The 22,057-nt window shown below is 74.3% G+C and carries 22 protein-coding genes and 1 riboswitch; of the genes, 13 read left to right on the top strand and 9 right to left on the bottom strand.

The genetic code is table 11. From position 1 onward, the window contains the following. The first annotated feature begins 366 nt into the window (after positions 1–366). From AWW66_RS22155 to AWW66_RS22140, 4 genes are read left to right on the top strand one after another with little or no spacing between them, the layout of a single operon-like run. Entirely contained in the window at positions 367–1,341 is a 975-nt protein-coding gene (locus AWW66_RS22155; RefSeq protein ID WP_067369781.1) for an amino acid ABC transporter permease, read from the top strand. A gap of 5 nt (positions 1,342–1,346) precedes the next feature. Then, positions 1,347–2,102, top strand: a complete 756-nt coding sequence (locus AWW66_RS22150) for an amino acid ABC transporter ATP-binding protein (protein WP_083978752.1) — start codon at positions 1,347–1,349, stop codon at positions 2,100–2,102. 9 nt (positions 2,103–2,111) lie between these two features. Beyond that, a complete protein-coding gene (locus AWW66_RS22145) occupies positions 2,112–3,089 on the top strand; it encodes an ABC transporter substrate-binding protein (protein ID WP_067369778.1) in 978 nt (325 codons plus the stop codon). Next, positions 3,086–3,817: a GNAT family N-acetyltransferase gene (locus AWW66_RS22140; protein ID WP_169807155.1), complete on the top strand. Its 732-nt coding sequence runs from the start codon at positions 3,086–3,088 to the stop codon at positions 3,815–3,817. Before AWW66_RS22145 ends, AWW66_RS22140 begins: the two co-directional genes overlap by 4 nt. On the opposite strand, the gene AWW66_RS22135 is transcribed toward AWW66_RS22140, so the two are convergent. From AWW66_RS22135 to AWW66_RS22120, 4 genes are read right to left on the bottom strand one after another with little or no spacing between them, the layout of a single operon-like run. Next, positions 3,814–4,725: a siderophore-interacting protein gene (locus AWW66_RS22135; protein ID WP_067369775.1), complete on the bottom strand. Its 912-nt coding sequence runs from the start codon at positions 4,723–4,725 to the stop codon at positions 3,814–3,816. The two genes, AWW66_RS22140 and AWW66_RS22135, sit on opposite strands and share 4 nt — an antisense overlap. A 38-nt stretch (positions 4,726–4,763) precedes the next feature. After that, positions 4,764–6,872, bottom strand: coding sequence for an iron ABC transporter permease (locus AWW66_RS22130; protein WP_067369772.1), 2,109 nt, complete (start codon positions 6,870–6,872; stop codon positions 4,764–4,766). Then, a complete protein-coding gene (locus AWW66_RS22125; protein WP_067369769.1) occupies positions 6,869–7,855 on the bottom strand; it encodes an ABC transporter substrate-binding protein in 987 nt (328 codons plus the stop codon). Before AWW66_RS22125 ends, AWW66_RS22130 begins: the two co-directional genes overlap by 4 nt. 32 nt (positions 7,856–7,887) lie before the next feature. Then, entirely contained in the window at positions 7,888–8,724 is an 837-nt protein-coding gene (locus tag AWW66_RS22120) for an ABC transporter ATP-binding protein (protein ID WP_067369767.1), read from the bottom strand. Between the two features lie 167 nt (positions 8,725–8,891). On the opposite strand from AWW66_RS22120, the gene AWW66_RS22115 reads away from it, so the two are divergent. From AWW66_RS22115 to AWW66_RS22090, 6 genes are all read left to right on the top strand, one after another. Continuing rightward, the gene (locus tag AWW66_RS22115) at positions 8,892–9,149 is read left to right on the top strand and encodes a cell division protein SepF (protein WP_067369764.1); all 258 of its coding nucleotides are present in this window, start codon (positions 8,892–8,894) and stop codon (positions 9,147–9,149) included. Between the two features lie 409 nt (positions 9,150–9,558). After that, a complete protein-coding gene (locus AWW66_RS22110; RefSeq protein WP_067369761.1) occupies positions 9,559–10,089 on the top strand; it encodes a hypothetical protein in 531 nt (176 codons plus the stop codon). Beyond that, positions 10,080–10,655 carry a hypothetical protein gene (locus tag AWW66_RS35565; protein WP_342671933.1) on the top strand — a complete coding sequence of 192 codons (576 nt, stop codon included), beginning with the start codon at positions 10,080–10,082 and terminating at the stop codon, positions 10,653–10,655. The genes AWW66_RS22110 and AWW66_RS35565 overlap by 10 nt, the downstream gene beginning before the upstream one ends. Positions 10,656–10,659: 4 nt before the next feature. Then, a complete protein-coding gene (locus AWW66_RS22100) occupies positions 10,660–11,883 on the top strand; it encodes an MAB_1171c family putative transporter (RefSeq protein ID WP_067369758.1) in 1,224 nt (407 codons plus the stop codon). After that, the gene (locus AWW66_RS22095) at positions 11,880–12,755 is read left to right on the top strand and encodes an oxygenase MpaB family protein (protein WP_067369755.1); all 876 of its coding nucleotides are present in this window, start codon (positions 11,880–11,882) and stop codon (positions 12,753–12,755) included. Before AWW66_RS22100 ends, AWW66_RS22095 begins: the two co-directional genes overlap by 4 nt. Before the next feature lie 19 nt (positions 12,756–12,774). Further along, on the top strand, positions 12,775–13,968 hold the full coding sequence (locus AWW66_RS22090; protein ID WP_067369753.1) for a hypothetical protein: 1,194 nt from the start codon (positions 12,775–12,777) through the stop codon (positions 13,966–13,968). Positions 13,969–14,043: 75 nt separating this feature from the next. On the opposite strand, the gene AWW66_RS22085 is transcribed toward AWW66_RS22090, so the two are convergent. Further along, complete coding sequence (locus AWW66_RS22085) at positions 14,044–14,430, bottom strand: DUF1622 domain-containing protein (RefSeq protein ID WP_245648415.1); 387 nt, start codon at positions 14,428–14,430, stop codon at positions 14,044–14,046. A 463-nt stretch (positions 14,431–14,893) separates the two neighbouring features. Here AWW66_RS22085 and AWW66_RS22080 point away from each other — a divergent pair, with 463 nt between their 5' ends. Next, complete coding sequence (locus tag AWW66_RS22080) at positions 14,894–15,814, top strand: ion transporter (RefSeq protein ID WP_067369750.1); 921 nt, start codon at positions 14,894–14,896, stop codon at positions 15,812–15,814. A 39-nt stretch (positions 15,815–15,853) separates the two neighbouring features. Here AWW66_RS22080 and AWW66_RS22075 read toward each other — a convergent pair whose 3' ends face one another. From AWW66_RS22075 to AWW66_RS22060, 4 genes are read right to left on the bottom strand one after another with little or no spacing between them, the layout of a single operon-like run. After that, a complete protein-coding gene (locus tag AWW66_RS22075) occupies positions 15,854–16,702 on the bottom strand; it encodes an energy-coupling factor ABC transporter ATP-binding protein (RefSeq protein ID WP_067369747.1) in 849 nt (282 codons plus the stop codon). Continuing rightward, entirely contained in the window at positions 16,699–17,478 is a 780-nt protein-coding gene (gene cbiQ, locus AWW66_RS22070; protein ID WP_067369744.1) for a cobalt ECF transporter T component CbiQ, read from the bottom strand. Before cbiQ ends, AWW66_RS22075 begins: the two co-directional genes overlap by 4 nt. Then, the gene (locus tag AWW66_RS22065; RefSeq protein ID WP_067369742.1) at positions 17,478–17,804 is read right to left on the bottom strand and encodes an energy-coupling factor ABC transporter substrate-binding protein; all 327 of its coding nucleotides are present in this window, start codon (positions 17,802–17,804) and stop codon (positions 17,478–17,480) included. The genes cbiQ and AWW66_RS22065 overlap by 1 nt, the downstream gene beginning before the upstream one ends. Next, the gene (locus AWW66_RS22060) at positions 17,801–18,490 is read right to left on the bottom strand and encodes an energy-coupling factor ABC transporter permease (protein ID WP_067369739.1); all 690 of its coding nucleotides are present in this window, start codon (positions 18,488–18,490) and stop codon (positions 17,801–17,803) included. The genes AWW66_RS22065 and AWW66_RS22060 overlap by 4 nt, the downstream gene beginning before the upstream one ends. A 31-nt stretch (positions 18,491–18,521) precedes the next feature. After that, a riboswitch (cobalamin riboswitch) is annotated at positions 18,522–18,695 on the bottom strand. Positions 18,696–18,914: 219 nt separating this feature from the next. On the opposite strand from AWW66_RS22060, the gene AWW66_RS36085 reads away from it, so the two are divergent. Beyond that, positions 18,915–20,336: a LacI family DNA-binding transcriptional regulator gene (locus AWW66_RS36085; protein ID WP_281179617.1), complete on the top strand. Its 1,422-nt coding sequence runs from the start codon at positions 18,915–18,917 to the stop codon at positions 20,334–20,336. A 453-nt stretch (positions 20,337–20,789) separates the two neighbouring features. Then, positions 20,790–21,797, top strand: coding sequence for a LacI family DNA-binding transcriptional regulator (locus tag AWW66_RS22050; protein WP_067369736.1), 1,008 nt, complete (start codon positions 20,790–20,792; stop codon positions 21,795–21,797). Positions 21,798–22,057 lie beyond the last annotated feature (260 nt).

Raw genomic sequence — 22,057 nt, 5'->3', positions numbered from 1 at the left:
GCGAACCGGTCTCCCGGCCACGATTCCGCAGCGGCACGCCGGGCAGCCCCGGGGGCCGGCGGCCCCACCACGGCACGGTCGGGCGACCCGACCCCTGCCCCGCGTCGGGTCGATCCGATCTCGTGGACGCCCGGCGTGCCCGACCCGACGGAGCCCTGACGTGGCGGTGCGCGGGGCATCCCGGTCGGGTCGGGGAGTCGGCGCGACGTCGGCTCGACAGGGAACCCGAGCGAGCCGGCCCGGCGACGGGGCCGGCTCGGTGACCGGGCCGTTCGGGCCGTCATAATCTATTATTCATATAGGGATAGGTGGTTAACCTCTCGGCCTTAGGTTCATCGGCAACCATGACCGCTGCCGGAGGCGCCCGTGAGTGTCGTGTCCACACCTGCCCCGCCGACGGGCGCGACCGACCCACCCACCCTGACCGTGGTGCCCGCCCGGCACCCCTGGCGCTGGGTCGGCTCGGCCGTCGCGCTGGTGCTCGCGGCACAGTTCACCCACGGGCTCGTCACCAACCCCGGCTGGGACTGGCCGACCTTCGCCGGCTACTTCGTCGAACGCTCGATCGTCGAAGCCCTGCTGGTCACGCTCCACCTGACCCTGGCCGGGGCGGCGCTGGGCTTCCTCGGTGGGGTGGTGCTGGCGCCCATGCGGCTGTCCCGCAGCCCGGTGCTGCGCGGGTTCAGCTGGACCTACATCTGGGTGTTCCGCTCGGTGCCGCTCATCGTGCAGCTCCTGTTCTGGGCCAACCTGGGCTACCTCTACGACACCCTCCAGTTCGGGGTGCCCTTCGGGCCGGGCTTCGTCGAGGTGCGGACCATCGACCTGGTCAGCCCGTTCGGCGCGGCCCTGCTGGGCTTAACCCTGCACCAGGCGGCGTACTCGGCGGAGATCGTGCGGGCCGGCATCATCTCCGTCGACCAGGGGCAGGTGGAGGCCGCCGCCGCCCTGGGCATCCCCCGGCTGCGCCAGTTCCGCCGGATCGTGCTCCCGCAGGCGATGCGGGCCATCCTGCCCAGCGCCGCCAACGAGCTGATCAACCTGTTGAAGAGCACCTCGGTGGTCTACGTCCTGGCCATCGGTGAGATCTTCTACCAGGTCCAGGTGGTCTACGGCCGCAACGGCCGAGTGGTGCCGCTGCTGATGGTCGCCACCGTCTGGTACGTCGTGCTCACCGCCCTGTTGTCGGTCCTGCAGTTCTACGTCGAGCGGCACTTCGCCCGGGGCGCCCTGCGGACCCTGCCCCCGACGCCGCTGCAACGGCTGCGGGCCGTTGTGGGTCAGCGGCTCGGCCGTACCGGCGTCGCCGGCCCGTCCCGGGGCGGTGGGGGCCCGTGGTGACCCCGATGGTGCGGCTGCGCGGCGTGCACAAGACCTTCGGCACGCACGAGGTGCTGCGCGGCATCGACCTGGACCTGCCGGCGGGCAGCGTCACCGTGATCCTCGGCCCCTCCGGGTCCGGCAAGTCGACCCTGCTGCGGACCATCAACCACCTGGAGAAGGTCGACCGGGGCACGGTCGTCGTCGACGGCCAGCTCATCGGGTACCGGCAGGTCGGCGACCGGCTGTACGAGTTGGGCGAGCGGCTCATCCTGCGGCAGCGCGCCGACATCGGCTTCGTGTTCCAGAACTTCAACCTCTTCCCCCACCTGACCGCCCTGGAGAACGTGGCCGAGGCGCCGGTGGCCACCCGCCGGCTGACCCGGGCCCAGGCCCGGGAGCGGGCGCTGGCCCTGCTCGACCGGGTCGGGCTCGCCGACCGGGCCGGGGCCTATCCCCGTCAGCTCTCCGGCGGCCAGCAGCAACGGGTGGCGATCGCCCGCGCGCTGGCCCTGGAACCGAAGCTCATCCTGTTCGACGAGCCCACCTCCGCGCTGGACCCGGAGCTGGTCGGCGAGGTGCTCGACGTGCTGCGGGACCTCGCCCGGGCCGGCACCACGATGGTCGTCGTCACCCACGAGATCGGGTTCGCCCGGGAGGCGGCCGACACGGTCGTCTTCCTCGACGCCGGGCGCGTCGTCGAGCAGGGCCCGCCCGGTGCGGTCCTCGACCACCCCGCCCACGAACGCACCCGCGCGTTCCTGTCCAAGGTCCTGACCTGAGGAGATTCCTTGCGTATTCGTCCCCTGCTGTTCGCCCTCGTCCTGGCGCTGCCGCTGGCCGGCTGCGCCGCGCCGGAGGAGACCCCGCGCGAGGCCGCCGCCGGCCCCGCCGGCAGCGCCACCCCCTTCACCATCAACGACGGGCCGGACCAGCAACGGATCGTGCCGGCCCGGGTGGAGGCGGTCGCGGCCCTGGTACCGCCGCAGATCCGTGCCACCGGCAAGCTGACCATCGGGGTGGGGGCAGCCGCGTCCGGCAGTCCGCCGCTGATGTTCACCGCCACCGACAACCGGACGCTGATCGGCAGCGAGCCCGACATCGCGGTGGCCGTCGCCGGGATCCTCGGTCTGGAACCGGTGTTGGAGAACACCTCCTGGGAGAGCCTCTTCGTCGGCATGGACAGCGGCAAGTACGCCGTCGGCGCCTCGAACATCACCGTCACCGAGGAACGCAAGCGCAAGTACGACTTCGCCACGTACCGGCTGGACAACCTGGCCTTCGCCGCGAAGAAGGGCACCACCTGGAAGATCGCCGGCCCCCGGGACGTGGCCGGCCGACGGGTCGCCGTCAGCTCGGGCACCAACCAGGAGAAGATCCTGGTCGAGTGGAGCACGGAGGCCGAACGGCTCGGGCTCGACCCGGTGGACATCCGGTACTACCAGAACAACCAGGCCACCTACCTGGCCCTGGGCTCCGGGCAGATCGACGCGTACCTCGGCCCGAACCCGACCATCGCCTACCACTCCGCGGTGACCGGGGAGACGGAGGTCGTCGGCACCCACTCGGGGGCCGGCGCCGACCTCCAGGGCAAGATCGCACTGACCACCAAGAAGGGCAGCGGGCTGGTCGAGGCCCTCGCGGCGGCGGTCAACGAGCTGATCCGCTCCGGCGACTACGGCACCATCCTGGCCCGGTGGAACCTCGCCAACGAGGCCACCGGCACGTCGGAGGTCAACCCGCCGGGCCTGCCGATCGAGGGCACGTGAGCCTCGGCTCCGTCGACGGGGAGTTCCTGGACAATCCGGTGTGGGCCGCACTGACCGGCCCGCACCGGGTGTTCGCGCAGGTCAACGGGGCAGCCGTGCGGTACCATCCGGAGGTCGCCCCGTTCAGCGCGGTCGCCGCCGTACCCGATCCAGGGGTGTGGGCCGACCTGGCGGCGCTGGTCGGCCCGGCGGGGCTCGTGTCAGTCACCGGCGCGGCCGGGCCGCCCCCGCCGGACTGGGCGGTCGTCGACGAGGTCCCCGGGGTGCAACTGGTCGACGTGGCGGTCCGGGCGGCCCCGGACCCCGAGGCGGTCCGGCTCACCGCCGCCGACGTACCGGAGATGCTCGACCTGGTCGCGCGGACCCGGCCGGGGCCGTTCCTGTCCCGGACCGTCGAACTCGGCACCTACCTGGGGATCCGACGGCGCGGCGCGCTGGTGGCGATGGCCGGGGAACGGCTGCGCCCGCCGGGCTGGACCGAGATCAGCGCGGTCTGCACCGACCCCGCACACCGGGGGCAGGGCCTGGCCAGCCGCCTCGTGCGGGCCGTCGCCGCCGGGATCCGGGCCCGGGGCGAGCACCCGTTCCTGCACGCGGCGGCGAGCAACACCGCCGCGATCCGGCTGTACGAGTCGATGGGGTTCCGGCTGCGCCGCCGGCCACCGTTCCGCACCCTGCGGGTCCCGGCGTCCCAGACCTCGGGCCAGGCGGCCGGGACCTCGGGCTAGGCGGCGCGGCCGAGCCGCCAGTAGCCCATGAAGGCCACCGCGCCCCGGTCGAGGCCGCACTCGACGACCAGGTGCCGGCGCAGGGCCCCGATCATCCCGGCCTCGCCGGCCAGCCACGCGTACAGCGGCACCGGCGCCTCCGAGCGGGGCACCTCCCAGAGGATCTGCTGGTCGACGTCCAGGTCGACCAGCGACGGGTCGGTGCTCGGCGCACCGGTGCTCAGCCGGTCGGCGAGCAGGTCGCCGGCCGCCGCGCGGACCGCCGGCACGAGCCGGGTGCCGTGCGGGTCGGCGCCCCGGGACAGCCAGGTCACCTCGACGCCGGGCGGCGTCACGAGCGGCAGCGCGTCGCCGGGCTCGGGCACCTCCAGCAGCACCCGGCCCCGGGCGTCCAGCGGCAGCCGTTCCAGGATCGCGCCGACCGCCGGCACGGCGGTCTCGTCCCCGGCGAGCAGCAACTGCCCGGCCGCCGGCGGGCGGAACTCGACGCCGCCGTGGTCGCCCTCGTAGCCGGCGTCCGGGCCGAGGATGGCGATCTCGTCGCCGAGCCGGGCCCGGCGCACCCAGCGGGTGGCCGGCCCGCAGTCGCCGTGCCGGACCAGGTCGACGTCGACCTCGCCCCGGTGCGGGCGGACCGCCCGGACGGTGTACGTGCGGATCGGGTTGCGCCGGTGCTCGGGCAGGGCCCGCCACCGGGTGTGCCAGTCCGGACCCTGCGGCAGGTGCACCCCGTGCTGCCCGGGCAACGGGAACGCCAGCTTGATCCGCTGGTCGTACCCGTTGTCGGCGAACCGGTCCAGGTCGGGCCCGGTGAAGGTGACACGCACGAACGACGGGCTGAGCCGACGCATCGCGTGGACCTCGACGGCGAACTGGCGCCACGGTGCGATGGGCAGGGTCTGGGTCATCGATCCTGTCTTCCTGTGCGGGGTGCGGGCGCGGACGCCTATCGAGGGCCGGTCGCGGTGGCGCGCGAACGCCACAGCAGCCAGACGAAGTACGGGGTGCCGATCATGGCGACGATCAGACCGGCGGGGACCTGGGCGGGGGCGATGACCGTGCGGCCGAGGGTGTCGGCGAGGCTGACCAGGGCCGCGCCGAGCAGCGCGGCGACCGGGATGACCCGGCTGTGCCGGCCGCCGACGAGGGCGCGGGCGGCGTGCGGGGCGACCAGGCCGACGAAGCCGATCACCCCGACGGCGGAGACCGCGGTGGAGGTCAGCAGCGCGGCGGCGGTCAGCGCGACCAGCCGGGTGCGTTCCAGGCGGACCCCGAGCACCCGGGGGGTGTCGTCGTCGAGGGTGAGCAGGTCCAGCTCCCGCCGGGCGGCCACCACCGCCGGGGTGAACACCAGCAGCGCCACGGCCACCGGGAGCACCTGCCAGGCGGTGCGCCCGTAGGTCGAGCCGGAGAGCCAGGTCAACGCCTTCGCGGTGTTCCACGGGTCGTAGGCGACGATCAGGAAGGTGATCACCGCCATGCCGCCCTGCCAGGCCCCGAAGCCGATCAGGACGAGCCGGTCGGAACTCAGCCCGCCCCGCCACGCGGCCCCGTAGACCAGGGCGAAGGCCAGGATCGCGCCGAGCCCGGCGACACCGGAGATCGCCAGGACCCCGGCGAGCGGGACGAAGGTCAGCAGCGCGACCGCCCCCAGCCCGGCGCCGGCGGTGATGCCGAGGATGCCGGGTTCGGCGAGCGGGTTGCGGCAGACCGCCTGCACGGTGGTGCCGGCGATGGCCAGCGCCGCGCCGGCCAGCACGGCGGCGGCCACCCGGGGCCACCGCTGGTCCAGCACGAAGGTGTACGCCGGGCCGGTGCGGCCCTGCACCCAGTTGACGATGTCGCCGAGCAGGACCCAGGTGTCGCCGAAGAGCATGCCGACCAGGACCGCCACGACGGTGGCCACGAGCCCGCAGCCGACCACCGTGCGGTGGAAGCCGGCGGAGCGTACGGCCGCGTGTCCGCCCGGCGGGCGGCGGGTGGGGCCGGCGTCGCGGTGCCGGCGGGCCAGCCAGATCAGGATGGCGGCGCCGAAGAGGGTGGTGACCACGCCGGTCGGGATGTCCACCCCGGCCTGCCCGCCCATCACGGCCCGCAGCAGCACGTCGGAGCCGAGGACGATGATCACGCCGGCGAGGCCGGAGAGCGGCAGCAGGATCCGGTGGCGGTGCACGCCGGGGGCCACCGGGGCGAGCAGGCGGACGATCACCGGGGCGCAGAGGCCGACGAAGCCGACCGGCCCGGTGAGGGTCACCGCGGCGGCGGAGAGCACGACGGCCAGGACCGTGACGATCAGCCGGGTCCGCCGCACGTCGAGCCCGAGCACGGTGGCGGTGTCGTCACCGAGGGCGAGGATGTCGAGGCGGTGCCCGAGCAGCAACAGCGCGCCGACGGCGAGGGCGATCACCGGGGCGAGCTGGGTCAGCGCCCGCAGGTCGCTCTGCACCAGGGAGCCGTTGCCCCAGGCGAACAGGCCGATGGTGGCCTGCTCGAAGAGGATCAGCAGGAGCATCGTCAGCGAGCTGAGCGCCATCGCGGTGGCCGAGCCGGCGAGGATGAGCCGGGTGGTGCCGGCCTGACCGCCGGCCGACAGGGACATCACCAGGGCGGCGGCGGCCAGCCCGCCGAGCAGGGCCAGGCCACCGGCGGGCAGCGCCGGCAGGGTGATGCCGAACGCGGCGGCGGCGACGATGGCCAGGTGCGCGCCGGCGTTGACGGCCAGGGTGTCCGGGGAGGCCAGCGGGTTGCGGGCGATGGACTGCAGGGCGGCGCCGGCGAAGCCCAGGGCGACCCCGATGGCCAGCCCGGCCAGCAGCCGGGGCAACCGGGAGGCGACCAGCACCCGGGCCGCCTCGTCGTCGGTGCCGACCAGCAGCCGCAGCAGGTCCAGCGCGCCCACCGACGAGGTGCCCTGGGTCAGGTGCACGGCGGCGACGACGAGCCCGACGGCGACGGTCAGGACGAAGACGAGGACGATCCGGGGGGCCGAGACCGTCCCGGCCGGAGCCGGCCGGGTGGCCGGCTCCGGTTGGGCGGGAGCGAGGAGCTGGTTCACACCGTGTAGACCTTGACCAGCTCGTCGAGGTACTGCTTGGCGGAGAGCGGGCCGCCGAAGGTCCAGATGCCGTTGGGCATCCGGTGCAGCTTGCCCTCCTTGACGAAGCTGAACGACTTCCAGATGGCGTTGCCGGCCAGGCCGTCGGCGAAGACGTCGTCGCCGTCGGAGGCGTTGTAGAAGAAGTGCAGGTCCTGGTCCTTGAGGCCGGTCAGCCCCTCGACGTCGGTCTGGCCGAGCCCCCACACCTCGTCGACCTCACCGGTCCAGGCGTTCTTGAGCCCGAGCTGGATGCCGACCTGGGAGATCAGCGCCCCCTGGCCGAACATCCGGATGGTGACCGAGCTGCCTTCCTTCCACCCGTCGGCGATGGCGAAGGACCGGCCGGCGGCGCCGGCGTCGGCGATCTTCTTCTTGCCGTCGGCGATCGCCGTGTCGAAGTCGGCGAGCAGCTTCTCCGCCTCGGCGGTCCTGCCGACGGCGGTGGCGACCATGGTCAGGTCCGACCGCAGCCGGCCGAGGTTGTCGGTGGCGTCGCTGCCCTTGGTGACCAGCACCGGGACGTACTTCTCGAGCTGGTCGAGCAGGGCGGTGGCCCGGCCGTCCCCGACCACCACGAGGTCGGGCTCCAGGGCGACGATGGAGTCGACGCTCGGCTCGGCTCGGGTGCCGACGTCCTTGACGCCCGCGTCCAGCGGGGCGGCGGTCACCCAGGTGGCGTACCCCTTGGTGTCGGCCACGCCCACCGGCATGACGCCGAGGCTGACGAGCATCTCCGCCTCGGCCCACTCCAGCGCGACCACCTTGCTCGCCGGGGCGTCGAGGTTGATCGCCTTGTTCCGGCTGTCGGTGACGCTGACCGGGCCGCTCGGGGCGGAGCTGGTCTCCGGTGGGGCGGACGAGGTGTTCTCGGTGGTGCCGCAGGCGCCGAGCAGCAGCACGGTCGCGGCGGCCACCAGGGCGGTGACACGGGTACGGGTCATGGTCGTCTCTCTGGTCAACAGGATGGGTCGGTTCAGGCGGGGACACGGGGCAGCCGGTGCCGCCCCACGGGTCGGGTGGACACCAGCCCGCTGGTCGGGTCGGCGATCACCTCGATCCGGATGCCGTACGTCTCGGTGAGCGCCGGCTCGGTGAAGACCTCCTGCGGGGTGCCGGCGGCCCGGACCCGCCCGCCGTGCAGCAGGACCACCTCGTCGGCGACGGACGCGGCCTGGTTGAGGTCGTGCAGGACGACACCGACGGCCACGGCGTGCTCGTCGGCGAGGTCCCGCATCAGGTCGAGCAGTTCCACCTGGTACCGCAGGTCGAGGAAGGTGGTGGGCTCGTCGAGCAGCAGCACCGGCGTGTCCTGGGCCAGGCAGGTGGCCAGCCAGACCCGCTGGAGTTCGCCGCCGGAGAGCTCGTCGACCGGCCGGTCGGCCATCGTGGTCACCCCGGTCACCGCCATCGCCCGGGCGATCATCTCCGGGCCGTCGGGGTCGGTGGCGCGCCAGCGACCCCGGTACGGGTGGCGGCCGTAGCCGACCACGTCCCGTACGGTCACGCCGCTGGGGACGGGGCGGCTCTGCGCCAGCAGGGTGACCCGCCGGGCGAACTCCCGGGCGGGCAGCCCGGCGGCGGCGGAGCCGTCACCGAGGAGCACCTCGCCGTGGTCCACCGGGTGCAGTCGGGCCAGCGCCCGCAGCAGCGTCGACTTGCCGCTGCCGTTCGGGCCGACCAGGGCCGTCACCCGGCTGGGCCGCAGCGTGATCGCGGCGTCGTGCACCACGGTCGACCCGTGGTAACCCAGCCGCAGATCCCGCCCCCGCAGGCCCACGGCAGGATGGAGCGGCGCTTCACCGTTGGACATGCGGTTAGGCTAGCCTAACCTTCTTGAGGCGCGTCAAGCCGGGTTCCCACCGGCACGGCACGCGGGCCACGCCCGGCCCTGCGCGAGGGGAACCGAGAGCCTTCCGTGGGAAGCTGGGGGCGGGCCGCACCGGCCCCGCACGGCGTCGCGGAGGGAGACCGGGCCAGATGATCAAGACGCTGCGTCCGAGGAGCTACGACGAGGCGATCGACATCGGGCACTACTTCTGCGAGGGGTTCGCGGTGGTGCTGGACCTGACCGGGCTGGCCCCCGACGACGCCCTGTCGTTCGTCGACTTCGCCTCGGGCCTGGTAATCGGGCGGGAGGGCGCGATGGAGCGGGTCACCCCCGGGGTCTTCGTGCTCCACCCGCATCCCGGCCGCGCCCCGACCGGTACGGCGCGACCCGCGATCACGTCGGCCTGACCGACCGCGCCGGGCGACGGCCGTCGCCGGACCGATCGGAGAGGATGGGGCCCTCTCCGGCGGCCCGGCGACGTCGCTCGGCCCCTCCCCCCGACGGGCTGGCCACGGTGGACCACTCCCGCTGGCGGGCCGAGCACGCCAGCAACGAGGGCTCACGGATCTGATCCCCCCGTTGCGCCCCGAACTCGGGACGGACCCTTCCCCCACCGTTGGTCCCGTTCGGATGGTCGGGCCCACCAGCTCGGCCCCCCCACCTGCACAACAGGCGTTGAGCAGGAACCGAAATCGCTCAACACGTGTTGCTTAGGCAACGCGAGCATACGCGCGCCGTCGGTGGCGGTGTCAACACCTGTTTCGCGGGCACCGACACCTGCGACACTGTCGTTCACGCCGCGGAGGGACGACAGTCATGCACGATGGACAGCACGGGGACCACCGACTGCCCCCACTCGACACGCTCGCGGCCCGGCTCGAGTACCTGTTCGAGAAGATCCGACCCACCCCCGAGGAACTCGGCGAGGCGGAGGAACCGGGACGCTGCTACACCAACAGGGAGATCGCCGACAAGATAAACACGGTCGCGGCGGAGACCGGTGTCACCATCAGCGCCGCGTACGTCGGCGAGCTGCGCCGGGGGGTGGCCCGGGATCCCCGGATGTCCCACATCCTGGCCCTGGCCAGGGCGTTCGGTGTCCACTCGGGGTACTTCGTGGACGACGCCGCGGCCCGCCGGGTCGAGGAGCAGATCGCCCTGCTCACCGAGCTGCGTCGGATGGACGTCCGGCAGGTGGCGCTGCGTCAGGTGCTCACCGACGCCGGGCTCTCCCCCACCGACACGCAGCTCGTGGAACAGATGGTCGCCCGGTTACGGGCCGTCGCCGACCAGGGCGACCCCGGTCCGACGGGCCCGGCCGACGGTGGACGCGACCAGTGGTGCTGATCCTGCAGTGGCAGCAGGCCGACGGGCGGGAGTGCGCAGACGTGAAACTGCACCGACTTCGCAAGCACTGTGAACGGCTCCTCGCCGACCTGCGGGTCCCCGAACCGTTCGACATCCACGAGCTGTGCCGCGTGCTCGGCGCGCGGCGCGGTCGCCCGCTGCGGCTGGTCCCGATCAGCCTGCCAATGCACACGGTGTGCGGCATGTGGGTGCCCACCGGCGACTTCGACGCGATCTTCTACGAACAGGACACCTCGCCGCTGCACCAGATCCTGATCATCGGGCACGAGGTCGGGCACCTGCTCGCCGGGCACCGGGCCACCGCCCTGCTCGACCCGGACGCCTCCCGGCTGCTCCTGCCCGACCTCGACCCGCAACTGGTGCGGCGGTTCCTCGGCCGCAGCAACTACGACGCCGACGCGGAACGGGAGGCCGAGATGATCGGCTCGCTGCTGCTGCGCCGCATCCGCGACGCCCACGGCGAGGTGCCCGAGTCGCCGCTGGAGCAGCACCAGGCCGAGCTGTACGGCCGGCTGCGGCAGTCGCTGGAACACCCGGACCGGTGAGCCGGTGGACGTCGTCCTCTACGCCCTGTGCGCCGTCACCGGCTGGCTCGCCTTCGGGTACATGCTGCGCCTGCAGCGGCGCCGGCCCAGCCAGGCCCGCCGCGCGATCTGCGTCGCCTTCGGCGCCTTCGCCGCCGGGATCACCCTGGCCGTCCCGCCGCTGGCCGCCGCGATCGACCAGGCCACCGGGCTGCCCAACCTGGCCAAGGTCGTCTCGCACGGCTGCGCGCTGACCATCGCGGCCGGCGCGGAGACCATGCTGCTGCACCTCGCGCTGCCGGCCGAGCGGGCGGCGGCCCGCGCCCGACGGTGGATCTGGATCACCGGCGGCACCTTCGCCGTCATGGTCGCCCTGTTCGGGTACACCCTGACCTACGACACCCCGGTCCGGCTCACCGTCGAGTACGCCACCGACCCCGTCGTCACCGCGTACCTGCTGATCTTCATGGCGATGGGCTTCCTCGCGTACTGCGTGGACATCACCCGGCTGTGCTGGCGCTTCGCCCGGCTCTGCGGGCGGCCCTGGCTGCGGCGCGGGCTGCGGGTCACCGCCGTCGGCGCGGTCTTCGCCCTGCTGTACAGCGCCAACAAGATCGGCTACCTGGTCGCCCACTGGTCCGGGCGGCGGCCCGACGGGGAGGAGGAGATCGCCGCCGTCCTGGTCACCATCGCCGCCCTGCTGATGCTCTCCGGCCTGACCATGCCGGCCTGGGGTCCCCTGGTCACCGTCACCCGGCGCTGCGCCGACCTGCGCGCCTACCGGCGGCTCGGCCCCCTCTGGCACGACCTCATCGACGCCCTGCCCCAACTCGAACTCGACGACAGCCTGCGCCGGCCCTTCACCGCCCTGCGGGACATCGACTACGCGCTGACCCGCCGGGTGGCCGAGATCCGCGACGGCCGGCTGGCCCTGCGCCCGTACCTGGACGCGGGTGTCACCGGGGTCGCCGAGCGCCTCGCCGCCGCCGCCGGGCTGTACGGCGACGACCGGCGGGCCGCCGTCGAGGCCGCGCAACTGGCCTGTGCGCTGCGCCGGTACCGCAGCGGCACCCTCGCCGACGACCCCCAGCCCGCCGACGATCTGCACCGGCCGGCGGGCGGCTACGCCGGGGAGGTCGCCTGGCTGGGGCTGGTCACCGACGCGTACGCGCACTGCCCGGTGGTGGCCCGGACGGTGGCGGCCACCGGGGCCGAGGCGCGCCCGCCGGTGGGGGGCCAGCCGCGATGAGGGGCCGGTACGCGAACCTGACCCGGATCCGCAGCCTCGACCCCGAGCGGGACCACCTGGCCATCTACCAGACGATGCTGCGGCTGGAGTTCCCCTGGGACATGAAGCTGGGGCTGAACCTCGCCTTCAACCGGTCCTTCTCGGTGCCGGAGATCGCCCGGGTGCACGTCGGGACCGGTGAGCTGACCGAACGGACCCAGCAGCGCATCGACGACACCGGCCTGCTGATGTACGAGATGGTGCTGCACGGCTTCGAGCACCCCCGGGGCCGGGCGGCTCTGCGCCGGGTCAACCAGATCCACCGCCGTCACGACATCGACGCCGACGACCACCGGTACGTGCTCGGCTGCCTGGTGGTGGTCCCGACCCGCTGGCTGGACCGGTACGGCTGGCGCCGGCCCTGCTGTCACGAACGGCGGGCCACCCACGCCTTCTACCGTGAGCTGGGCCGGCGGATGGGGGTCACCGACCTTCCCGCCTCGTACGCCGAGTTCGCGTCCTGGTTCGACCGGTACGACGCCGCCCGCCTGCGGCCCAACGACGACGCGGCGACCATCGAGCGGGCCACCCGGGCGCTGATGCGTACCCGGTTGCCCCGCCTCCTCGCCCCACTGGGCGACGCGCTGGTCAGCGCCATGTACGACGCGCCGCTGCGCCGGGCCACCCGGGTCACCGAGCCGGCCCGGCCGGTCCGGCTCGGGCTGCACCTGGCCCTGCGCGGGCGGGCCCGCCTGCTGCGCTGGTGCGGCCGGCCCCGGCGTACGCCGCTGTTCGCCGACGGCATCCGGACCCGCACCTACCCGCACGGGTACGACATCGGGCGGCTCGGCCCCCGACCGACGCCCACCGCCGACCGCGCCGACCCCGGCTGACCGCCGGCCAAGAGCGGACGTGACCATTTCCACGTGGGCGAAGGCCCCGATCGGCATCGACGCCGAGCGTTGGATCTCCCGACCGGTACGCCGCACCGTGCTGGCCGTGGCGCACTCCATGGTGAGCTGCCAACGACTGCTGGACGTCATCGGGCTGATCGAGGGCGACACCCGGATCCAGGTGGTGTTCACGGTCGGCCCGGACGTCTTCAACCACCGGGTGGCCGGCTACCTGGAGCGGCTGGACGCGCTGGTGCTGCCCTGGCAGCAGGCCGTCCGGGAACGGTTCGACCTCGCTGTCGCCGCCGCCCACGGGGGCCTGCGGCACCTGCGCGCGCCCCTGCTGGTGATGGCGCACGGCGCCGGTCACGCCAAGCCGGTCCGCTCCGTGCCGGACGGGCTCCCGCCCGGCGCGGACCCGCCCGTCTACGGCCTCGACGCCCAGCGACTGCTCCACGACGGCCGGGTCCTCGCCACCGCCCTCGCCCTCGCCCACGACCACGAACTCGACGTGCTCCGCCGCCAGTGTCCACCGGCGCTCGACGCCGCCGTGGTGGTCGGGGACCCCTGTCTCGACCGGCTCGTCGCGAGCCTGTCCCGGCGGCGGGCCTACCGGCACGCCCTGGACGTCGACGACGACCAGCGTCTCGTCGTGGTCAGTTCCACCTGGGGCCGGGACGGCCTCTTCGGGCGTCATCCGGATCTCCTGCCCACGGCGCTGGCGGACCTGCCCGCCCGCCGGTTCCGCGTGGCCGCGCTGCTGCACCCGGCCGTGTGGGACGCCCACGGACACCGGCAGGTCCGCGCCTGGCTGCGGGACTGCCTGGCTGCGGGACTGCCTGGCGGCCGGCCTGCTCCTGCCCGACCCGACCGTGGACTGGCGCAGCCTCGTCGTCGCCGCCGACCACGTCGTCGGCGACCATGGGTCCGTTCCCGCGTACGCCGCGGCGATCGGCCGGCGGATGCTGCTCCTGCCGGACCCGCCGGCCCGGCCGGGCAGCCCGGCCACGGTCGCGGAGGGCACGCTTCAGCACCTGGTGGGTGTCGAGGCCAGCCGCCTGGCTCCGCACCGGCCACTGGCCCCCCAACTCGACACGGCGCGGCGGATCGACCACCGGGCGGTGGCCGCCGCAGCAGCAGGCCGGCCCGGCACCCCCGGCTGACCGAGCCCGTGCCCGTGCCCTGCCCCGCCGCCTGGCAGGCCGCACGGTGACCACCCGGGGCCGGTCAGGGGGACGCGGGTGGCCCGGTGGCCGACCCCTGACCCGACCAGGTGCCGGACCAGGATTCAGGTCCGGCCGGATCCACTCGCCACGGTCGGGATGGTCCGTTTCGGCTGCCAGGGCAGGCGGCCCTCCAACTCCACCTCCAGGGAGAAGCTGAGGAAGGTCCGGACCACCACGATCAGCGCCAGCACCCCGACGCTCTGGAAGGTCGGCTCGACCGCCACCGACCGGATGATGTCACCACCGACGAGGAGTTCCAGGCCGAGCAGGATCGCCCGCCCCACCCCCTGCCGGTACGGCGGGTACGCCTCGTCCAGGTTGCGGGTCCGTCGGTAGCGGAGCAGGAAGGCCACCGTGGCGACGGCCACGCCCACGGCGATGACCAGCACCCCGGCCAGGTCCAGGAGACTTCCGATCCACTGGACCACCTCCTTCGTCGACGCCACCACCCGCGCTCCCGCTGACGTTCGGCTGGCCGGTCCGGCGAACGGGGCAGGTCGACAGCGGGCCGCGCCGTCGCCGGACAGGGGCGGGCGAGGGTCGCGCCGCCGGACCCCACCATCGCGCATCCGGTCGGCCGATCCGGTGGGTTTCGCCTTCTTCGGGCGGGGCCGAGGGCGAACCGGCACGCCCGGCCACCAGCGGGCACGGCGTGGACGGGCCACCCCGGCGGTGCTTCGGATCATCGCGCTGCCGGGGTGGCCGCTTCCAGCCGACCCTGTGCCGGTCGACGGCGGGGCGACACCCGCCGATACCGCCATCGTTGCGCACCTGCCAGTGGTGTGCAACAAGCTCACGGAATGGTCCTTCTCCCCGCCGACCAGCACAGGTCCTTTGTGGTTGGTCCGGCGCGCGGTCCCGTCAGGGACATGCCATAGGCTGCCGTCCGGTTAGAGCCGGTCGAGGAGAACCATGACGAACCCTTCCCGGGCCCCGCTGCACCGGTTGGCCGAGGCGTGCGCGGCGCTGGTCGGCGCCCCCTGGTTCAACCTCGCCAGCTTCGTCGTGGTCGTCACCAACGCGGTGGCGCTCGGGCTGGAGACCTACGGTGGCGTGGTCACCGCCGTCGGCCCCGCCCTGCGGGCCGTCGAGTACGCCTGCCTGGCCTGCTTCGTGCTGGAGCTGCTCATCCGCTTCGGGGCTCACCTGCGTGCTCCGCTCGGGTTCTTCCGGGATCCCTGGAACGTGTTCGATCTGGTGATCATCACCGCGCCGCTGCTGCCCGGCATCCGGGAGAACGTGACGATCCTGCGCCTGTTGCGCCTGGCCCGGATCGTCCGCGCGTTCCGGCTCTTCCCCAGTCTGCGGGTGATCCTGGTGGGCATCCGCCGCAGCCTCCCCGGGCTCGGCAGCTTCCTGCTGGTCACCGGCCTGCTGCTGTACGGGTACGCGATGCTCGGCTGGATGCTGTTCGGCACCGCCTACCCGGAGCGGTACGGCACGGTCGGACAGGCGATGCTGACCCTGTTCCTGCTGCTCTCCCTGGACGGCATCACCGACACGCTCCAGGCCGGCCGCGAGGTCAGCGACTGGGCGGTGCTGTACTACGTGTCGTACATGGTCGCCGCCTGCTACCTGCTCACCAACCTGCTCGTCGGGCTGGTCCTCACCGCGTTGCAGGAGGCGCACCAGGACGAGCGGGCCGCCGCCGCGCGGATCGGCCGGCCGCCCCCGCACGACGAGCCGTCCGAGCCCTCGGTCCGCGAGCAACTGGCCCAGTTGCACGCCATCATCGACGAGTTGGAACGGCAGTTGCCCCCGGCCGGGCCGCCGCCCCGGAAACCGGCCGGGGCCCGTGGTCGCGGCCGGAAACGGACGGCCGCCAGCCGCTGACCCCAGGCGGCGGGGCGGGCCACGGCGGCGCGGGCGGGCTCACCTGGCCGGTCGGTCGTCCCCGGGGCCGGCGAGCAGCCGGGCCAGTTCGTCGGGTGAGCGCGGCCGGGCACCGGCCAGCCCGGGGGTGCGGTCCAGCAGCCGGTGCACCAACGGCGCCCAGGCCGGGGTCAACCGCGCGCCGGCCAGCAGGTCGCCGCCGGCCAACGCCGTACCGGGCACCCCGGGGCTGACCCGGCCCGAGGCCACCAGCACCAACTCGTCGGCCCACCGGTAGGCCAGGTCGACGTCGTGGGTGGCGAGCATCAGGGTGGTGCCGCGCGCGTGCAGGCCGTCGAGGGTACGCAGCAGCGCCTCGACCCCGTACGGGTCCAGGCCGGCGGTCGGCTCGTCGAGGATCAGCAGGGCCGGGCGCAGCGCCACCGCCCCGGCGATGGCCACCCGCTTGCGCTGCCCGTACGACAGCAGGTGCGTCGGGCGGTCGGCGAGGTCGGTGATCTCCAGGGCGTCGAGGGCCTCGGCGCAGCGCCGCCGGACCTCCGGCTCGGGCAGACCGAGGTTCACCGGCCCGAACGACACGTCCTGGAACACGGTGGCGGCAAAGAGCTGGTCGTCCGGGTCCTGGAGGACCAGTTGCACCCGTTGCCGCAGCGCCAGCAGCCCGGAGCGGGTGCGGCGCAGCGGCGCCCCGTCGACGAGCACCGTACCGTCGCCGGCGGCGAGGGCACCGACCATCAGGCGGAACAGCGTCGTCTTGCCGCCCCCGTTGGGGCCCAGCACCGCACATCGGCGGCCGGCCGGTACGGCCAGGTCGACCCCGGTGAGCACCGGCCGGTCAGGCTCGTAGCCGAACCCCACCGACCGCAGCTCGACCAGTGGCGGGCTCACCGGTCGGCCACCGGTGGCAGGTCGGTCAGCAGCGCCGTGGCGGTGGGGAGCAGGTGGGCGGCCAGCACCACGCCGGCGAGGAGCAGCACGGTGCCGGCCACGAATGCCGCCGACGGGCGGCGGGCCTCGGTCACCACCGCCAGCGAACCGGTGTACCCGCGCAGCGCCAGTCCCTCCTCCATCCGGCGCGCCCGGTCGAAGGCGCGGACGAAGACCGCCCCGGCCTGACCGGCCAGCGACCGGTGCGCGGCGGCCCAGGTGCGGTAGCCCAGCCGCGCCGCCTGTGCCTGGCGGACCGCGCGGGCACTGTCGAGCAGCAGGAAGAGCATCCGGTAGATCAGGGCGGCGACCTCGGTGACCGCCACGGGGACACCGAGTCGGTGCAGCCGGGGCAGCACGTCGGCCAGCGGGGTGGTGGCGGCGAAGAGCAGCAGGCACAGCAGCGCGGCCCCGGCCCGGCCGGCGGTGGCGGCGGCGGTGGCCAGGCCCTCCGGTGCCCACCGCACGCTGCCCGGCCCGGAGACCGCCACCAGCATCGGCAGGCAGCCGGTGCCGATGAACAGCAGCGGTGCCCGGACCGCCCGCAGCAGCACCCGGGGTGGCAGCCCCGCCGGCCCGAGCAGCACCGCCGCCGCCGTCAGCCCGGTCAGCGCGCCGCCGGGCCAGGCCGGCAGCAGCAGGGCGCAGCCGAGCAACCCGACGGCGAGCAGGGCCTTCTCCCCGGGGTGCCGGTACCGCCACGGGCCGGCGTACGCCGCCGCGTCGAGAGCGAGCACTAGTCGACGGGTGTCGTGCCCGGTTCCGGCGTGCCCCGCAGGCGCTGCCGGGTCCGGGCGACGCCGAAGTAGTAGCCGAGGAAGCCCGCGCCCAGGGCCGCCTGGAGCGCGAACAGCGCCGACTCGATCTCCCCCGAGGGCGGTTCGTAGAGCGAGGAGAACCAGGGCTCGTAGTCCGGGTGGCTCGCCACGATCGCCTCCTCGGCCAGGGCGTCGGCGCCGGCGAACGGCTCCTCGCCACGGCCGAGTCCGAGCACGAGCGGGGCCACGGCGAGCGCCACCACGACCAGCAGCAGGATCAGGTTCGTCCGCGTGAAGCGCTTCATGCCACCGCTCCTGGGGTCGGTGCCGGCCGGCGCAGGATGCCGAGCCGGCGCAGGTCGTCCGGACTGACCCGGGTCAGCAGGCGGATCACCAGCACGGTGAGCAGGCCCTCGCTGACGGCCAGCGGGATCTGCGTGAGGGCGAAGATCGACCCGAACTTGGCCAGCGCCCCGACGAAGCCGGAGTCGGGGTCCGGGAAGGCCAGCGCCAGTTGGGCACTGGTCACGCAGTAGGTGGCCAGGTCCGCCAGGGCCGCGGCGAAGAAGACCGAGACCCCGAGGCCGCCGCCGAGTCGCCGGCCGAGCCGGTACACGCCGTACGCCACCCACGGGCCGACGACGGCCATCGAGAAGACGTTGGCGCCGAGCGTGCTCAGCCCGCCGTGGGCCAGCAGCAGCGCCTGGAACAGCAGCACGATCGTGCCGAGCACGCTCATCACCGGCGCCCGGAACAGGATCGCCCCGAGCCCGACCCCGGTGGGGTGCGAGCAGGAGCCGGTGACCGACGGGATCTTCAGGGCCGACAGGACGAAGGCGAACGCCCCCGACGCGCCGAGCAGCAGCTTGGCCTCCGGGTTCGCCCGGACCTCGTGGACCAGGCTGCGCGCCCCGTGGACGACGAACGGTGTCGAGACCGCGAACCACGCCGCGGCCTGCACCGGTGGTAGGTAGCCCTCAGCGATGTGCATGAGGAGACCTCCCCTTCCAACACCTCGTGGACGAGATCACACCGTCGGGGTCGGTCTCCTGGCTTCCGGATCGTCGCGTACTCCGGCCTTCCCAGGCCCGGAAGGACCCAGTGGCATGCAAGTCGGAGCGTGCTCCCCGGTCACAGTGGCGAGGGCCGCGCCGGTTCCACACCGGCTTCCCGTTACCGCGACGGCGCGACGGTATCGACAATCCGGCCCCGTCGGCAAGGGGTCCCGCCCCACCGGCAGGTGCGCGGAGGCGACCGGGCCGGCGGGCGCACGGCGCTGACCAGCGTCGATGGGCCGGGATAACCGGGCCGGTCACCGGTCGCTGGCCGACGTGTCGCGGCGACCGCCCGCCCGGCCGCCCCGTGGAGCCATCGTGGAGCTGTACGTGGAGCAGTTGCCCGCATAGGTTGGCTCCATGTCGATTGGCTCCAGGGCCGGCCGTCGGGCGCGCGGCGAGATCGAGCGGCTGCCCAGCGGTTCGCTGCGGGTACGGGTGTACGCCGGGATCGACCCGGTGTCACGGCGCCGGCGCTACCTCACCGAGACGGTGCCGGCGGGGCCCCGGGCGACCGAGGAGGCCGAGGCGGTCCGGGCCCGGCTGCTCGACGCGGTGGCTGGCAACCGGCCGGTGCCGTCGCGGTGGCCGGTCGACGTCCCGCCGGACGGGCCGCCGGCCCCGAAGCCGACCGCCGGCCCGGCGGCGCCACCCCCGGTCCCGGCACCGCCGGCGGGGTCAGTGCCGCCACCGGGATCAGCGCCTCCCGCGGGTCCGGCGACGGCCCTGGGCGCGGCGCCGGACCCGGTGGAGGCGCCGATGCGGGCCCGGCGGCGGCGGGAGACCACGCTGACCACGATCGCCCGCCTGGCCGAGGTGTCGGCGCCGACGGTGTCGAAGGTGCTCAACGGCCGCCTGGGGGTGGCGGCGCAGACCCGGGCCCGGGTGGAGGCGCTGCTGCGCGAGCACGGCTACCGCCGGCCGGAGACGGTCGCCCCGAGCGCCACCCTGGAGGTCGTCTTCTACGGGATGCAGAGCAACCTGGCGGTGGCGCTGCTGCACGGGGTGGAGCAGATCGCGGGCGCGCACCGGCTGGCGGTCGGCTTCACCGACGCCCGCCAGCAGGTGTCGGAGGGGCGGTACTGGGCCCGTCACCTGCTGGCCCGACGGCCGACGGGGGTGATCGTGGTGCACCTGGGCTTCACCCCCGAACAACACGCCCTGCTCGGCGCCAGCGGGATCCCGTTGGTGGCGCTGGACCCGACCGGGGAGCCACCCCTGCACACCGTCCCCTCGGTGGCGTCGACCAACTGGAGCGGCGCGTTCGAGGCCGCGCGGCACCTGCTCGACCTGGGTCACCAGCGGATCGCCGTGATCAGCGGGCCGACCGAACGCCTGTGCGCCAAGGCCCGCCTGGACGGGGCCCGGGCGGCCCTCGACGCGGCCGGGACCGGGTTGGACCCGAGGCTGGTGCGGACCGGGGCCTGGTTCTCCTTCGAGGACGGTCTGCACCTGGGGCAGGAGCTGCTGCGCCTGGCCGAGCCGCCGACGGCGGTGCTGTGCGGCAACGACCTGCAGGCGCTGGGGGTCTACGAGGCGGCCCGACTGACCGGCCGGCGCATCCCCGAGGAGCTCAGCGTCGTCGGCTTCGACGACCTGCCCGGGGCCCGCTGGTGCGGTCCGGCGATGACGACGGTCCGGCAGCCGTTGGTGGAGATGGGCGCCATGGCCGCCCGGATGGTCCTGGCGCTGGCCGCGAACGGGAGCCTCAGCCAGCCCCGGATCGAGATGGCGACGACCCTCGTGGTGCGCGAGAGCACCGCGCCCCCCGCGAGGCGGTGACACGCGCCGCACCGGCCGGCGGGGTGGGCGGCGCGGAAACCTGTCCTTGTCGGGTACGACTTGTTTCTGTAACATCCGGTCCGATCGATAGACCAGGGGCCCGGCCCGCCAGCGCCGGGGTCGGTCCGCACCTCGGCAGGCCCGCCACCTGCCCGGACGGACGAGCGCGACGCCGACGCCCCGGCGCCACCACAGCCGCTCCACGAAGGGAAAGAAACCGACAGAGCCCTCCCGCGCCACCCCCACCACAGCCGCCCTGCGCTCGGTGATGACGAACGTCACTGACCGTACGCGGCATTCGGCCGTGCCATCCGGCACGGCCGTCGGCGTAGACTCTCGCTGATCTAGCGTTGTCCCACGACGACCGTCCCCGGCCCCACGACCCGCTCGGACGGGTCGGCCCCGGCCGCCGTCGTCAACGGATCGCGGTGACGGACGAGAGGTGGGGGTGGGATGACCGCGCGCGGTCCCGCGATGAGGGACGTGGCCCGCCTCGCCGGGGTGTCGCACCAGACCGTGTCCCGGGTCCTCAACGGGCACCCGAACGTCCGCGAGCAGACCCGGATCCGGGTGCGGGCGGCGATCACCGAGCTGGGGTACCGTCCGAACGGCGCGGCCCGCGCGCTGGTCACCGGCCGCTCGCAGGTCATGGGCGTGGTGGCGCTGAACACCACCCTCTACGGTCCGGCCTCGCTGCTGTCCGCGTTCGAGCTGGCGGCGGCGGACGCGGGGTTCGCGGTCAGTGTGGGCAGCGTCCGCAGTCTGGACCGCCGGTCCATCGTCGAGGCCGTGGAGCGGCACCTGGCGCACCGGGTGGCCGGCATCGTGGTGATCGCGCCGGTGGAGTCCGCCGGGGAGGCGTTGGAGTGCCTGCCCACCGACGTCCCGCTGGTGACCGTCGACGGCGATCCCGGGCGGCCGGTGCCGCTGGTGACGGTCGACCAGGTGGAGGGGGCCCGGCTGGCCACCCGGCACCTGCTCGACGCGGGGCACCGGACGGTCTGGCACGTCTCGGGGCCGGGTGACTGGTTCGACAGCGCCGGCCGGATCGAGGGATGGCGTGCGGCGTTGCGGTCGGCCGGGGCCGAGGTGCCCCCGGTGCTGCAGGCGGACTGGTCCGCCGCGTCCGGGTACCGCAGCGGGCAGATGCTGGCCCGGATGCCGGGCGTGACGGCCGTCTTCACCGCCAACGACCATCTCGCGCTGGGCGTGCTGCGAGCCCTGCACGAGCACGGCCGGCGGGTGCCGCAGGAGGTCAGCGTGGTCGGCTTCGACGACGTACCGGAGGCGGCGTACTTCATTCCGCCGCTGACCACCGTGCGCCCCGACTTCGACGCCGTGGCCGAGGCGAGCCTCGCCCTGCTCCTGACGCAGATCGAGTCCGGCACCGACCGCACGTTGCGGCAGACCGTCGCACCGACGTTGATCACCCGGGAGAGCGTCGCCCCGCCGCCGGGCTAGGACACGGGCCGGCGGCATCGCCGGGATCGCGCCGCGCGGACCGGCCCCGCCGGGTGCGCCGGTGCCAAGCCGCACCTGCGCCGACGGCGCGGGGCTCGCATGTGAACGGGAACACCCGGCTCGTCACGCCGGCCCGGCGGCGGGAACCGGCCGCCTCGGAGCCGCTCGACACCCCGCGAACCCGGCCGTTCGCCCCGTTCCCACCCATCCCCGCCCCAACCCCACCGACCCGGGCCGGGCGCCCGGTCGGGCCGGGCGCC

The organism is Micromonospora rosaria (assembly GCF_001567585.1).
Lineage (GTDB): Bacteria > Actinomycetota > Actinomycetes > Mycobacteriales > Micromonosporaceae > Micromonospora > Micromonospora rosaria.
The sequence above is the reverse complement of the archived record's forward strand: the minus strand, read 5'-3'. Positions and strand labels throughout refer to the sequence as shown.

Coding starts and splice junctions, on each gene's coding strand:
- AWW66_RS36085 (WP_281179617.1), top strand. CDS start 18,915: ATGTCGATTGGCTCCAGGGCCGGCCGTCGGGCGCGCGGCGAGATCGAG.
- AWW66_RS22110 (WP_067369761.1), top strand. CDS start 9,559: ATGCACGATGGACAGCACGGGGACCACCGACTGCCCCCACTCGACACG.
- AWW66_RS22080 (WP_067369750.1), top strand. CDS start 14,894: ATGACGAACCCTTCCCGGGCCCCGCTGCACCGGTTGGCCGAGGCGTGC.
- AWW66_RS22125 (WP_067369769.1), bottom strand. CDS start 7,855: ATGACCCGTACCCGTGTCACCGCCCTGGTGGCCGCCGCGACCGTGCTG.
- AWW66_RS22095 (WP_067369755.1), top strand. CDS start 11,880: ATGAGGGGCCGGTACGCGAACCTGACCCGGATCCGCAGCCTCGACCCC.
- AWW66_RS22050 (WP_067369736.1), top strand. CDS start 20,790: ATGACCGCGCGCGGTCCCGCGATGAGGGACGTGGCCCGCCTCGCCGGG.
- AWW66_RS22135 (WP_067369775.1), bottom strand. CDS start 4,725: ATGACCCAGACCCTGCCCATCGCACCGTGGCGCCAGTTCGCCGTCGAG.
- AWW66_RS22060 (WP_067369739.1), bottom strand. CDS start 18,490: ATGCACATCGCTGAGGGCTACCTACCACCGGTGCAGGCCGCGGCGTGG.
- AWW66_RS22120 (WP_067369767.1), bottom strand. CDS start 8,724: ATGTCCAACGGTGAAGCGCCGCTCCATCCTGCCGTGGGCCTGCGGGGG.
- AWW66_RS22065 (WP_067369742.1), bottom strand. CDS start 17,804: ATGAAGCGCTTCACGCGGACGAACCTGATCCTGCTGCTGGTCGTGGTG.
- AWW66_RS22115 (WP_067369764.1), top strand. CDS start 8,892: ATGATCAAGACGCTGCGTCCGAGGAGCTACGACGAGGCGATCGACATC.
- AWW66_RS22150 (WP_083978752.1), top strand. CDS start 1,347: ATGGTGCGGCTGCGCGGCGTGCACAAGACCTTCGGCACGCACGAGGTG.